At 43.3% G+C, this 14,320-nt stretch carries 12 protein-coding genes and 1 pseudogene; 10 read left to right on the top strand and 3 right to left on the bottom strand.

Going from position 1 to position 14,320, the window contains the following annotated elements; translation table 11 throughout:
• The first annotated feature begins 9 nt into the window (after nucleotides 1–9).
• From hutH to OCV44_RS06155, 3 genes are all read left to right on the top strand, one after another.
• A complete protein-coding gene (hutH, locus tag OCV44_RS06165) occupies nucleotides 10–1,542 on the top strand; it encodes a histidine ammonia-lyase (RefSeq protein WP_086049202.1) in 1,533 nt (510 codons plus the stop codon).
• A 124-nt stretch (nucleotides 1,543–1,666) separates the two neighbouring features.
• Nucleotides 1,667–2,698 carry a histidine ammonia-lyase gene (locus OCV44_RS06160; protein ID WP_139686047.1) on the top strand — a complete coding sequence of 344 codons (1,032 nt, stop codon included), beginning with the start codon at nucleotides 1,667–1,669 and terminating at the stop codon, nucleotides 2,696–2,698.
• A 169-nt stretch (nucleotides 2,699–2,867) separates the two neighbouring features.
• Entirely contained in the window at nucleotides 2,868–3,593 is a 726-nt protein-coding gene (locus OCV44_RS06155) for a DUF3581 domain-containing protein (RefSeq protein WP_139686048.1), read from the top strand.
• Nucleotides 3,594–3,751: 158 nt separating this feature from the next.
• Here the strand turns inward: OCV44_RS06155 and OCV44_RS06150 are convergent, their stop codons facing one another.
• A complete protein-coding gene (locus tag OCV44_RS06150; RefSeq protein WP_139686049.1) occupies nucleotides 3,752–4,213 on the bottom strand; it encodes a methyltransferase family protein in 462 nt (153 codons plus the stop codon).
• A gap of 66 nt (nucleotides 4,214–4,279) precedes the next feature.
• Nucleotides 4,280–7,315: a D-2-hydroxyglutarate dehydrogenase YdiJ gene (gene ydiJ / locus OCV44_RS06145; RefSeq protein ID WP_139686050.1), complete on the bottom strand. Its 3,036-nt coding sequence runs from the start codon at nucleotides 7,313–7,315 to the stop codon at nucleotides 4,280–4,282.
• A gap of 219 nt (nucleotides 7,316–7,534) precedes the next feature.
• Here ydiJ and OCV44_RS06140 point away from each other — a divergent pair.
• The 7 genes and pseudogenes from OCV44_RS06140 (at nucleotide 7,535) to OCV44_RS06110 (ending at nucleotide 13,732) form a co-directional block, all read left to right on the top strand.
• Nucleotides 7,535–8,211: pseudogene (locus tag OCV44_RS06140) on the top strand (DUF3334 family protein).
• Between the two features lie 231 nt (nucleotides 8,212–8,442).
• A complete protein-coding gene (locus tag OCV44_RS06135) occupies nucleotides 8,443–9,132 on the top strand; it encodes a DUF2786 domain-containing protein (RefSeq protein WP_139686051.1) in 690 nt (229 codons plus the stop codon).
• 105 nt (nucleotides 9,133–9,237) lie between these two features.
• On the top strand, nucleotides 9,238–9,906 hold the full coding sequence (locus OCV44_RS06130) for an OmpA family protein (RefSeq protein ID WP_139686052.1): 669 nt from the start codon (nucleotides 9,238–9,240) through the stop codon (nucleotides 9,904–9,906).
• Between the two features lie 151 nt (nucleotides 9,907–10,057).
• Nucleotides 10,058–11,158, top strand: a complete 1,101-nt coding sequence (locus tag OCV44_RS06125) for a tetratricopeptide repeat protein (RefSeq protein WP_139686053.1) — start codon at nucleotides 10,058–10,060, stop codon at nucleotides 11,156–11,158.
• 165 nt (nucleotides 11,159–11,323) lie between these two features.
• Complete coding sequence (locus tag OCV44_RS06120) at nucleotides 11,324–11,512, top strand: hypothetical protein (RefSeq protein WP_139686054.1); 189 nt, start codon at nucleotides 11,324–11,326, stop codon at nucleotides 11,510–11,512.
• Between the two features lie 392 nt (nucleotides 11,513–11,904).
• Nucleotides 11,905–12,312 carry a SulA-like leucine-rich domain-containing protein gene (locus OCV44_RS06115; RefSeq protein ID WP_139684633.1) on the top strand — a complete coding sequence of 136 codons (408 nt, stop codon included), beginning with the start codon at nucleotides 11,905–11,907 and terminating at the stop codon, nucleotides 12,310–12,312.
• A 316-nt stretch (nucleotides 12,313–12,628) separates the two neighbouring features.
• Complete coding sequence (locus OCV44_RS06110; RefSeq protein ID WP_139684634.1) at nucleotides 12,629–13,732, top strand: phosphoribosylaminoimidazolesuccinocarboxamide synthase; 1,104 nt, start codon at nucleotides 12,629–12,631, stop codon at nucleotides 13,730–13,732.
• 183 nt (nucleotides 13,733–13,915) lie between these two features.
• Here OCV44_RS06110 and OCV44_RS06105 read toward each other — a convergent pair whose 3' ends face one another.
• Nucleotides 13,916–14,293, bottom strand: coding sequence for a hypothetical protein (locus OCV44_RS06105; protein ID WP_009846478.1), 378 nt, complete (start codon nucleotides 14,291–14,293; stop codon nucleotides 13,916–13,918).
• Between the last annotated feature and the right edge of the window lie 27 nt (nucleotides 14,294–14,320).

Here is a 14,320-nt window from a genome sequence, read left to right as displayed (position 1 = left end):
GGAGAAAACATGTTGAATTTATTACTTAAACCAGGACTTCTAGGCCTGCCTGAACTTCGTAAGATTAGCCGTAGCCCTGTGAACTTATCACTCGATCCTGCAGCCATTCCTGATATTGAAGCAAGCATGCACGTTGTCGAGCAAGTGATTGCTGAAGATCGCACCGTGTATGGCATCAATACGGGTTTTGGCTTGTTAGCAAATACCAAAATCGCCCCTGAAGATTTAGAAGTACTACAGAAAAGTATCGTGCTTTCTCACGCAGCGGGCATCGGTAAATTCATGTCTGATGAAACTGTGCGTTTGATGATGGTGCTCAAGATTAACAGCTTGTCTCGTGGTTACTCAGGTATCCGACTCAAGGTAATCAACGCTCTTATCGATCTAGTGAACGCGCAGGTTTACCCATGTGTGCCACAGAAAGGCTCAGTTGGCGCTTCAGGAGACCTCGCTCCCCTTGCACACATGAGTACAGTTCTACTAGGTGAAGGCCAAGCACGCCACAACGGCAAAATCATCACAGGCTTAGAAGCAATGCAAATAGCGGGCTTAGAGCCAATCACGCTAGCACCTAAAGAAGGTTTAGCGCTGTTAAACGGCACACAAGCATCGACAGCATTTGCATTAGAAGGTCTATTCGCAGCTGAAGACTTATTCGCGTCTGCAACCGTGTGTGGTGCAATGTCTGTTGAGGCAGCGCTAGGTAGTCGTCGTCCGTTTGATCCTCGTATACACCGCGTTCGTGGTCATCGTGGCCAGATGGATGCAGCACTTGCTTACCGCCATATGCTTGATCAAAAGAGTGAAATTGGCGAATCACACACTTGTTGTGAAAAGGTTCAAGACCCTTACTCGCTGCGTTGTCAGCCTCAAGTGATGGGTGCTTGTTTACAGCAGATTCGTAATTCAGCAGAAACCTTAAACATTGAAGCAAATGCCGTATCCGACAACCCACTGGTTTTCGCTGACGATGGCGACATCATTTCAGGTGGTAACTTCCACGCAGAGCCCGTCGCAATGGCTGCGGATAACCTTGCATTGGCCATTGCCGAAATCGGTAGCTTGTCAGAGCGTAGAATGGCGTTGTTGATTGATAGTGCGCTAAGCAAACTTCCACCTTTCTTGGTCGATAACGGCGGCGTGAACTCGGGCTTTATGATTGCTCAGGTTACCTCTGCAGCACTCGCTAGTGAGAACAAAACATTGGCTCACCCAGCATCAATAGACAGCCTACCTACTTCTGCAAACCAAGAAGACCACGTATCAATGGCCACCTTTGCCGCCCGTAGGCTTAGATACATGGCTGAAAATACCCGTGGGATATTAGCAGTAGAATATTTAGCAGCAGCGCAAGGGCTAGACTTCCGAGCGCCTAATCTATCTTCCCCTCGTGTGGAAGAAGCCAAGCAAATTTTGCGTGAAAAAGTGAGCTTCTACGACAAAGACAGATATTTTGCTCCAGATATTGAGCAAGCTAACCTGTTACTCAAGTTATCCGTTCATAACCACTTAATGCCAGAAGGTACACTGTCAAGTTTTTAGTACTTTCCGTATACTGGGCTGTACTCTCGTTACAGCCCACTTATCCATAAAAAATGAATACACTTATTGATAAGAGTGATAATATCCGAAAAATCATCACTCACCGTCGGAAAGTTCATTACCAATGATAACAAAAAAATCCCCAATCCTGCTTACAACAGCCCTTATCAGCACCTTATTCTTAGCCGGCTGTGGATCAGACTCAAGCAATAAAGCACCAGCGAAACCAACGACTCCAACGACTCCAACGCTAACGAAAGTCGCGACCTATACCAGCATTAAAAACTGTTCAACAGCAGCTGAAGTGCCAAACTGTGCTTTTGAAAAAGGTATTTACATTCTGCCGATTGGTCCAAACATTACTCAAACACAGCAAGACGCAGTTAAAACTCAAGTCGAAAATTTGCTTAAATGGGCTCATGACGACGTGAGAAAACAGTTTAGCCAGAAAAAAATACTCATTGGCATAACAGAGGGGGAACCGGATCCTTCTACTGACCATGGTAAATTCGTGCTTGCTCTTGCGAAAAACATCTATGCTAGCAGCCCTAACATCAACGGATTGGAACTTATTTATACAAACCTATCAGGCACAGATGAAACAAAAAGCACCACGACATACCAAAAGCTGCTGCAAATTTTCGATTACTACGTTGATGGCGACAACAACACGGTGGTTGGGGCTGAGTTAACCCAAAGCTACGAAGGCTTCAAAAACCTTATTAACAATAAGATAGGAACCGGCACACAAGCTTTAGGCCACTTAAAATACGACGAATGTAATTACGGTAACGGTCAATTAGGTTCAGATCGTATTGACGGTACTCCAAGCAAATGTCTCTCAAGTAATGGTACAAGTATAAATGACGATGGTGATGATATTTCAAATGGCAAATTAGACTCAGTCCATACTGTCAAAAAGAACCTCAACCCCGGCGCATTTTTAGGATTGGTTTACGAATACAAAGTGAACCCTGCTAACGGTAAGTTCCCGAACGAGCTGAAAGACGCAAACCAACCAAAAGGTTTTACGGCAATTGGTAAAATTGCAAGTGGTGAAACCACAACAGCTAATTACCCATTTAACTACGCAAACCTTGCTTTTACACCAATGAGTGATTACTTAAATAAGTGGTTCTTCCCTAATAAAAAATAAGCTTATATAAATGAAGGTCTAGATTTTCTAGACCTTCGTTATTTTTACGCCACCAATAGTCCCGCTCACCAATTTCCCACCTTTTTCTGCCCTCGTAAACTGGATAGACCATTAAAACCAAGTTAGTTAGCTATAATCCACGCCAGATTTGATGACTAATAGCGATACTATGTTTCTAACACCTTACTTTTCTACTGAAGACAATCAATTTCAATTCACTCGTGAACAAGCTAGCCACTTTGCAAAAAAAGTAGCCGCTGACTTCAACCCAATTCACGATGAAGACAACAAGCGCTTCTGCGTGCCTGGCGATCTTTTGTTTGCAGTACTTCTGCAAAAAGAAGGCATCAGCCAAAAAATGCGTTTTGATTTTTCAGGTATGGTGGGTAACGGTATTGCGCTTAGCGTTGACAACAAGTGTGAGAAAGAAAGCTCACTGGTTGACGAGAAAGGCAAAGAATACCTACACATGTCTTGTGAAGGTGAAAAGAGCCACGATCAAGCATTCATCGAACACGTAGTAACAAACTACGTTAAGTTCTCTGGTATGAACTTCCCACACATCATGGTTCCTCTTATGGAAGAGCAACAGATGATGATCAACTGCCAACGCCCTCTTGTGATTTACGAGAGCATGGAAGTTGAATTTACTCGTCTAGACCTATCTCACCCAGAAGTTGAATTCTCAGGTGCGACTTTTGATGTTGAAGGTAAGCGTGGCATCGTGACACTAAACTTTGATTTCAAAGAAGACGGCGAAGTAGTCGGTAAAGGCGTGAAACGCATGGTAGCAAGTGGTCTTAAGTCATACGACCAAGCTTCTGTAGACGACCTAGTAAACCGCTTCAACGAACGTAAAGAGATGTTTCTAGCTCAGTTCGCAGCCGCTGCATAATCAGCATTCTTATTTACATCAAGTGGTGTAAATAGCTCTAGAACAAGATCAATACAGCCCAGCTTGATATCCCCAAGCTGGACTTTTTTAATTCGGTTACTAATTACATTAAGCCACTCAAGTCACTCAAGTCACTCAAGCCTGCATTCAAGTCAGAACTAAATCCAACGCCTAACCTTTTGTTTGTAATCAACATATTCCGCACCGAATAATTGCTCTAGAGCGCGTTCTTCTGGCTTAATTTGGAACTGATTCATGTAAATTACGAATACAAAACTGAGCAAAACACTGAATAAGTTTTGGAAGAAGTAGCCAAAGCAAAACAGTAGGATAAATAGCCCTAGATACATTGGATTTCGCGTGTAGCCAAAGATTCCACTGTCCACAACTGAAGAAGCGGTGTCGACTTTGATCGGGTTAACGGTAGTTTTCTGTTTTCGAAATTCCAATATGCCTGATATTCCAATCACACCACTCAATGCGACCCCTATACCTAACACAACAATTCCATAAGGTAATACCAGTGCCCCTAAGCTCAACTGCTGAGCGCAGAAGTATGATGCTACGAACACAATAATGAACAGTGCAACGGGTGGTACTTTTAATTCTAGAAATTTCATACTTTTCCTTATTAACATTCCTTTGTTAGTTTAGAAAAAAGCCCAGCAATTGCTGGGCTAAATGTATTAAAGAATTTTTGCTAGCGCTTGTAATGGGTGAACAAGCTTCTCACCTTCAAAACGCTTCACTTGGCTACGGCAAGAATAACCCGTCACCAAACAACGATTTTTTGGTAAGTCCTGCATTTGAGGCTTCCAGCTTAAACCGTATATATCTTTCGACATTTGTAGCTTATCGACTTCATGCCCGAAGGTGCCCGCCATGCCGCAACAGCCGACAGGAACGCTGGTTAACGCAGCACCAAAGTGTTTGAAGATAGCGCCCCACTCTTTTTCAGCGTTCGGCATTTTGGTTTTCTCAGTACAGTGAGCGAACAAGTACCACATCTCTTCATTTGCAGAGCGCGCTTCAAACTCACCCAACGATGGCATTAACCATTCATGCACAGTCAGTACATCAAAGTCTCCGCGTTTGTCACCTAAGATCTCAACGTATTCATCGCGGTAACAAAGCACAAGAGCCGGGTCCACACCCACCAAAGGAATACCGATATCCGCCACCATCGACAAGAAATCCGATGTTGATTTCGCTTCACGCGCAAAACGACTTAAAAAGCCTTTAATGTGCAGAGCTTTACCATTTGGCTTAAACGGCAGCAACACCGGAGTTTTACCAAGTTTTTGAGCCAGAGTGACGAAGTCTTCAATCACCTCCGCATCATAGAAGCTAGTGAACGGGTCTTGAACGATCAGCACATGCTGTTTCTTCTCTTCAGAAGACAAGCCTTCTAAGTACTGTAAGTCGAAGAGTTGCAGTTCTTTGCTCGCTAGACGATTTTTTAGCGTAGGCACCGACATCAGTGGTGCGTCAACATAACCGACCGTCTTAGCCGTTGCGGTTTGTATCCACTTTTGACCCAATGCCGCGTTCACTACTTTTGGCGCTTTCGCCATCAGCGGCAGCATGGTTTCAATGTTGGCAACTAAATAGTCTTTTGCTGGGCGCTGGTAACGCGAATAGTAGATGTTTAAGAATCGAGAACGGAAACTCGGCACATCAACTTTGATTGGGCACTGGCTCGCACACGCTTTACACGCCAAACAACCGTTCATCGCTTCATGAACTTCATGCGAGAAATCGTACTCATGGCGTTTGTTCATCGTGTTACGAACACGTTCCACCATGGTTTTAATCGGAGTATTGTCCTTCAGCGCTTCTTGCTCTAAATCGAGAATATCGACGCCTTGTTCCGTTAACTGACGCAACCATTCACGAACCAAGCCTGCACGGCCCTTTGGTGAATGACGACGGTCAGCCGTGACTTTCATCGAAGGACACATTGGCGAACTCGTATCGTAGTTGAAACACAAGCCGTTACCATTACATTCCATGGCTTGTTTGAAGCTATCACGAACTTGTACGTCGATCTGACGATCGTAGAAACCACGCTTGGTATCAGTGACTTTCACCAACTCAGCATCGCTTTCTAACGGCGTACAGATCTTGCCTGGGTTCATCTTGTTATGCGGGTCAAATGCCGCTTTAACTCGTCTCAATTCGGTAAACAGCTCTTCACCAAAGAAGTCAGGACCATACTCAGAACGGAAGCCTTTACCGTGTTCACCCCACATCAAGCCGCCGTATTTAGCCACCAGCTTAACCACTTCATCAGAGACTTCATGCATCAATGCTTCTTGCATCGGATCACACAAATCTAAAGCAGGACGAACGTGCAGTACGCCCGCATCCACGTGACCAAACATGCCGTAGTTCAACTCTTTTGAATCGAGTAATACTCTAAATTCAGAGATGAAGTCGGCCAAGTTTTCTGGTGGTACACAGGTATCTTCAGCAAAAGCGACTGGCTTAGCTCGGCCTTTCGCCGCACCTAATAGACCTACCGCTTTCTTACGCATGTTGTAGATTCGGCCAATGCTCGCCAAATCACTGCACACTTGGAAGCCAATCACACCCGCGTCTTCAGTTTCTACCATGCTTTCAAGCTGTGCGGTCAGCGCTTGAACTTGTTGTTCAACTTCCGCTTCATCTTGGCCTGCAAACTCAACCATGTTGATACCAAGCATCTCTTTATTTGGAACATCCATAAGCAAATCGCTCACGGTGTGCCAAACAATGTCTTGTTTCGCTAGGTTCAATACTCTTGAGTCAACGGTTTCAACAGACAGCGCTTTCGCTTCTACCATGAACGGCGCATTACGCAGTGCAGAATCGAACGTGTTGTATTTCACGTTAACCAACGTTCGTGCTTTTGGAATCGGCGTGAGGTTCAGCTTTGCTTCAGTGATGAATGCTAATGAACCTTCTGCACCACATAGAACACGAGTCAGGTCAAAGCTATCGTCTTCTTCGTTGATTGCGTTCTTTAAATCGTAACCAGTTAAGAAGCGGTTCAATGGTGGGAATTTATTAAGAATTTGAGCGCGCTTATCTCGACAAACGGCTTCAGTTACTGCAAGGGCATGGTGAGCAAATTCACCTTCAGCAGGTAAGCCGTGTGATAAATCGGATTCGAGACATGAACCATCCGCGAACACCGCTTGTAGCGACAACACATGGTCAGACGTTTTACCGTACTTCAATGACCCTTGGCCCGAAGCATCGGTATTGATCATGCCACCTAAGGTTGCTCGGTTACTGGTAGAAAGGTCTGGAGAGAAAAAGTAACCATACGGACGCACAACATCGTTCAATTGATCTTTAACGATACCAGACTGAACTCTTACCCAGCCCTCTTTCTCGTTTATCTCAAGAACCTTGTTCATGTATCGTGAAAGGTCAACCACGACGCCTTTTGTTAAAGACTGTCCGTTAGTACCGGTACCACCGCCTCGAGGGGAAAAGGTCACGCGTTCGTAAGCAGATTTTGCACCCACTTTACCGATCAACACAACGTCTTGAGTTGTTTTAGGGAGAATAACTGCCTGCGGCAATTGCTGATAGACACTGTTATCAGTCGCCACAGCCAAACGGCTAGAATATTGAGATTCAATGTCGCCAGTAAAGCCCGCTGTTTTTAGTTCATCTAAAAAGCGTACGACAACTGGATCGACATCAGCATTGAGTTGAAGTCTTGGTAACATTTGCTTCCTGCCCCTACTTCGCTGATCCTATCAGCATTGGGTTATCTGAGATTTTTAATATTTTTCTTTGAATTTCGTCACTTTACTACTATTAAGATCATATAAAAAGGTGATCAAATAAGAATCTCGGTGCAAGAATGGAGAAATAGTCACTTTCGTCTTAATTCAGTAGTAAGATAGTAGATAACTTTTTTACGACATCTCCATGAGCAAATAACAATGAAAAAAAGCAAAACAGTCACAACTGAAGATATTCTTCTTAAGCTATGCCAATCAGTCTCAAACGTACTTACTTCAGCGACGGCTTCACAGGTGTCCTACTCAGCCATGGTTCAAAAGATCAACAAGACAAGTCTTAAGCCAGATTTTGGTTGTTTCGTCTTGTTCGACGGCGGGTTTTCAGGTCTTGTTGTTATCAATTTTACGTCGAAAGCAGCGCTAGAGATCTACACAAATTACATGCGTAATATGGGCATGCCTGAAGACGAACTCGCTGTACTTCAGACGAAGTAGGTGATGTATTAGGTGAGTTGATGAACCAGTTGGTTGGCGATTTTACAAATAAAATCCGTAAAGAACTGCAAACTAACATCACACAAAACCAACCGAAAATGCTGGCGCTGAACAAGCAAGTGAACCTTTCTGTTGATACTAACTTAGATCGCCCGCAAGCTCGTCGTGTTACTTTCTCGACTGCCGACAACAACATTTTCTACCTTGAGCTTGCAATGGACAAAACAGAATTCATCCAATTGGAAGAATTTGAAATCGCTGAAGACGAATGTCCAGACAGCATTCTTGAAGCGACTCAGAAAAAAATGCAAGAACCAAAGCAGCCAGAGCAAAGTTCAGGCAACGATTCTGCAGCCGATTTACTCGATGAACTTGGAATCTAGTTTGCGAAAGCTCTAGCACTTCCTAAAAATCGTGTCACTAACGCCATCAATACTCTTGATGGCGTTTTGTTTTGTCCGGGAGCCGCCGCTTCCTTCCTATATCCTTATCCTTATCCTTACCCTCACAATCGTTCACCACCTTCCTACAAATGACTTTTGACTTTGCTGTTACTCGCCAAAACATGTAAAATGTTGGACTTTTAAAAATTTGCGGTAATGATTAAGTTGTCGATGGATAAGAAAAAAGCCCTAAAGAAAATTGCCAAGTGTCTTGAGCTTGGAAATTCTGCGAACGTCAATGAAGCTGCCAATGCGATAAAAATGGCGCATAACTTGATGCTGAAATATGGTCTCGAAAAGGACGATATTGAATTTATCAAGATGGGAAAAACTCAGTCCAGTCACCTGTTACCTGCAAATATCAGCTCGACGCTGCTGCGTGTTATTCGTGGTATTAACACCAAGTTTGGCGTAGAGGCCGTGTTACTGAATCACAAAGGCCTCAAGCGTGTTGAATTCATTGGTGAAGCCGACCGCGCTATCTTCGCGGCTTTTGCGTTCGATATTATTTATCGCGAACTGAATGAGCATACTGGCCAATTCAGAAACAGTTTTGCGGGCTCGGGAACTGGGACACTAGAAGTAACACGTCGCGTAAACTCTTATGTTTCAGGTTGGGTAGAAGGTGCGCTTGAAAAACTGCCTGTTATTACCCCAGACGACGAGTCAAACAACAAGATCAATAACTACATTGATAAAGAGTTTGAAAATATTGACCGTGAGACCTTCAAACAACAACTCAGAGAAGCGATGAAAAACCTCACCGCAGACTATGAAGTTGGTTTAAAGAAAGGTCGAAAGCTGTCTGTAAATCGACCAGTTGCTGGTGCTCAAGCAGTTAAAAAGATAACTAAATCATAGAGCCACTTTACAATGCTTCAGCGTATTGATAAAAACCATCAATAGGACTTATTGTTGTCTTTCGTAATTCATGCGTTTGACAGAAGTACATGATGGAGAAATACGTTGAAAAAAATCACACTAGCCCTAGCACTCACTGTTGCTCTAACGGGCTGTCAAGCGACACAGCGCCAAAACGCTACAACCGGCGAATCTGAAACTAACTCCGCAACTCAAGGCGCTTTAATCGGTGCTATTGCTGGTGCCGTTGCTGGTGCTGCGACGGGCGACGACTCTAAAGACCGTCGTAAGCGTGCGCTCATCGGTGCTGCAGGTGGCGCCGCTGTTGGCGGTGGTATCGGTTACTACTTTGACCAGCAAGAAGCTGCACTTCGTGAAGAACTCATGAACTCAGGCGTTCAAGTAGAGCGTGTAGGTGAGAACCAACTTCTACTTCGCCTAGAGAACGGCATTGGCTTCGATTCTGGTTCTTACGCTTTAGAGTCCAGTATCCACAAAACACTTCGCGGCGTTGCGCGTATCTTAGTTGAATACCCAAACACTAGCCTAGTGATCGAAGGTCACACAGACAGCACAGGCAGCGAGTCTTCTAACCAAGTACTTTCTGAGCGTCGTGCTGAATCGGTTCGTGGATTCTTGATCTCTCAAGACGTTGCTGCAGGCCGTGCTATTGCTCGTGGTAACGGTGAACGTTACCCTCTATGTGACAACAACACCTCTCAAGGTCGTGCTTGTAACCGTCGCGTAGAAATTCAAATCTTGCCACTTAAGTAGCACGATTAAAGCCCAGCTCGTCTTTATCTATTGAATTAACCTCTATATAGTTGCTTACCGTCGTGTTACTTGTTTAAAGTAATACGACTAACCAACATAAATGTATTCATACTGAACTATCGACTCTGGGCTTTTTTACGAGACTTATCTATTGTTTATCCTATCAAACTTTCTGTCATCATCACCTCTCAGAACTCTATTTTTTGCCCTCATATTTTCCACGATGCAGTTCTTTGCTGCACATTTTGTTCATGCAGAAAGCAACGTGGCATTCTCGATAGAATCTCAACCTCAAGATCCAGTTTCTCAATACCAACTAGCTCAAGCTTATGAATCAGGTAATGATGTCCCTTTGAGCACCAGCGATGCATTTTATTGGTACTCACAATCAGCGGATAACGGCAATGCCAATGCACAATTTAGGCTGGGTGAATGGTACTTGGCAGGAGCAGATGTGGAACAAAGCAATAAGCTTGCTTTGGAATGGTTTATTAAATCAGCCTTGCAAGGTAACCAACGCGCGCCTATCGAAGTCGCAAAGCTCTACGAATCCTCACTAGAGAAAGAACTCCTGAAACCATTGGATGAAGCACAGTTATGGTATGAAGCGGCCTTAAAAAACAATCCTAATGCAGAAGATGGCTACAATCGCATTCTGGAAGCGCAATTCAACCAGCAGCGTGCCAAGCAGATCTCTTCGATTGAGAAGCTCAATGACAACGTCATTGCTGAAAGCAGCACGAATCAGAAGCTATCTAATCCAGAGCGAGCAAGTAGATCCCCTTCTTCTTTGCCCCCTAGATATCAAGCAACACGTTCTAACCTAACGTATTCAGACTATCTGATTGGCTCAGCCTTGGCCGTGTTGATTTCAATTATCAGCATTATCATGACTCTGGTGATATCAAAAAGAAGACACGCTCTAAAGTCGGGTGAATTGGGGCAACAAAAGCAGACACTTGAAGCACAGCTTAGCTCAAAGGACTTCACTATTAAGCAACAAAAACGTCAGCTGCACACCATGTTCCATGAGTTAAAAAAACAGAAAAGTGACAAGAGCCTGAACAATTTACAAGTAGCCTGCGCGCTATTTGGCTATACACCTAGCTCAATTCCGAATCAAAAAAGCATTAAAATTCGATATAAACAGCTATCCAAAATCTATCACCCAGATGGTTATGGATGTGACGAAGAGATGAAACGTTTGAACAATTCGCTAAAAACCATCCTTAAGAGTGTTACAAAAACGTAAATCAATTCGCTAACTAGATTTCCATAGTCACAAATGTATCGATTTTATTAGTGTTGCAATCGATCCCCCTCTCAAAAACGAGTAACAAACTATTAACTAATGAGTCTTACTTGTGTCATAATTTGCGCCGAAAATACACCTGACTTAAACAGGTGAGGAGAGAATATGTTCACAGTAGAAGGCGTTTGTGATTGGTGCAAAAAGCCAAGCCTAGTTAAAAAGCACGATTACCTAGATGGTAAGTGTCATCATGCATGTAAAGAGTGCAATGATATGGCAACCATTGATGTTCGCCAGTTCAATATTGGTGAAATGGAAATGAGAGCAAAAATCTCCCAAGCGACATTGAGATAAGCAACACCGTGAAATATAAGAAAGCGCCTAAGGCGCTTTTTTTGTGCCTGTGGTTTTAGATCTTCTATCTTCTATCTTCTATCTTCTATCTTCTATCTTCTATCTTCTATCTTCTATCTTCTATCTTCTATCTTCTATCTTCTAGACAGGTGTATACAGTACTTTTCTGTAAAAACCACTGTATACACCTGTATAAAGCTCACATTTCTTCAACTTATGAGACAAAACAACAAATTCATTCGAATTTAATTTTTATAATACTTTCAATTGCTTAAATAAAAACCACCGCCCTAACCAAGCAAGATCGTCCAATAATCCCTCAAAAAACGCTTGATTTTATAAGCAACAAAAACTACTGTATAGACATACAGCATGTATATAAGGACAGTAAAATGATTCCAGCTCACGTTAAAGCACAACACTCTAGCTCGCTAACTCACTGCGCATTTACATCCGTCTCTCGTGAAACAAAAAGTTCAAACGAAGAAGCGTTGTTTGCCAAAATGGCGTTGCTGTCCAATCAACATCAGTGGTTACTGTTTACGGCTCAAACACCAAGACCATCAGCTAAACAGCTGCAGCAACATAATGTTTGCTGTGATCGTGTTATCCACATGAAAGCCTCTAATCAAATGACAGAAGTAGAAACCGTCGAGAAAGCCATTCGCTCTAAGAATGCGAGCGCGATTGTTGCGAGCTCCTCGATTGATCAGTTCAGTCAGCAATACCTAAGAACATTAGGAATGCGCTTTCAGTGTGAAGTCTTCTTTATAGATGCTAATTCAGAGCGTATTCACTAAACCGCCTGCCTTGCTTAATAACATGCGGATTAATAACATGTTGACTCAAAAACATAGCTTAATCTTTTAGCTAACAAACATAAGTTAACTTTACAGCATAGCTCCAAAGCACAGTCCAAATATACTGCCTTCCCCTGCCCTGCAATTCGCCAATTTTTTAGCGAATAGTTAGGCGGGGGTTTTTAATTAAACAATATATTTAGCAATCGTTTGCTTTTCCTCTGGAAGCAAATAGTAGATTGGGTATAATGCCCGTCTAATCATGTGCACACCGCACTTCTCTGTATGACGTTTGATAAAAGATAGGAATGTCTAAATGAGCCTTGCTGATCAAGTTCTTGCCGTAAATGATGACCTACCAATCCGTACTGATAAACCTGTCCACAGTGGCAAGGTTCGCTCAGTCTACTGGTTAACTGAAGAAGATAGCCAACGACTAATTAAAGAGAAAGGCTACGATGTAGCACCAGATGCGCCTTTAGCAATCATGGTGATCAGTGACCGTATCTCTGCGTTTGATTGTATCTGGCGTGGTGAAGGTAATCTTAAAGGTGTTCCAGGTAAGGGAGCAGCTCTGAATGCTATCTCTAACCACTGGTTCAAATTGTTTAAAGACAACGGCCTCGCTGACAGTCATATTCTTGATATCCCTCACCCGTTCGTATGGATTGTACAAAAAGCTCGCCCAGTCATGATCGAAGCGATTTGTCGTCAATACATCACAGGTTCAATGTGGCGTGCATACGCAAACGGCGAACGTGAATTCTGTGGTATCGAGATGCCAGAAGGCCTTGAGAAAGACAAGAAATTGCCTGAGCTACTGATCACGCCTTCTACAAAAGGGATTTTGAAAGGTATTCCTGGCGTTCCAGAAGCTGACGATGTGAACATCACGCGTAACAACATCGAAGACAACTTCGCAGCATTCAACTTTACTCAAGCAAGTGACATTGCGCATTACGAGAAACTTCTAAAAGAAGGCTTCAACGTAATTAGCCAAGCGCTAGCAAAAGTCGATCAAACCTTTGTCGATACGAAATTTGAGTTCGGCTATGTGAACGATGCTCAAGGCAAAGAAAAGCTTATCTACATGGATGAAGTCGGTACGCCAGATTCATCTCGCATTTGGGACACTAAGGAATACAACAACGGCAACATCGTTGAGAATTCAAAAGAAGGTTTCCGCCAGTTCTTGCTTAACTACTTCCCTGATGCTGATATTCTTTTGAACAAAGAACGTATGCCAGAGCGTGAAGCGTTAGCTCGTGACAATGAACTTCCATTGGATTCATTGATGTCTCTATCGCGTACTTATCTTGATATCGCAGCGAAAATCACAGGTGCGGAAATCGTACTGAGTGAGAATCCTAAGCAAGAGATCATCGATGTACTGCGTGCTGACTATGGTCTAGTCGACTGATTGATTGATTTCATTCTAGAAAGCTAGAAAGCTTCTAAACACAAGTTTCAGATACTAAAAGGGCCTCATCATTATTGAGGCCCTTTTTACGTGTACGATTTTTAATATTCTTTGAGCTCGCTTCTAAGCTATATGTTCTAAGCTCTAAGCTCTAAGCTCTAAGCTCTAAGCAATACTGAAAGATCACAGCTTGATAGTAAACTCTTCTCCAGTATTCTCGGCAATCACCAAATGACTGCGCGATTCAATATACTCGATCTGCTCTTCTTCAAGAGAATATGGCATAGCAACTTTGAGTTCATTGATCCCCTCTAGCTTGGCTAGCTTGAGTAAGGTAACAATGTTTGATTCATCACTTTTACGCGTCGACATCGACTTCAATGCCATCTGCCATAAACGATCTTCAGGGCTTGCGAGCTCTTTAATGCTATCTCGCCAGACGGTACTGAATACCGGCGCAATTGTGGTTAGTGCTTCCAGAAAAGTCCATTTTTTACTGCATGAGGCGCCAAGAAATGTTGTGTAATCAAACTCTACACGCGTCTCTGTCTGTTTATCCATGATGTCCCCCGACACTTTGACAACACA

The sequence above is a fragment of the Vibrio tasmaniensis genome, from assembly GCF_024347635.1.
Lineage (GTDB): Bacteria > Pseudomonadota > Gammaproteobacteria > Enterobacterales > Vibrionaceae > Vibrio > Vibrio tasmaniensis.
The sequence above is the reverse complement of the archived record's forward strand: the minus strand, read 5'-3'. Positions and strand labels throughout refer to the sequence as shown.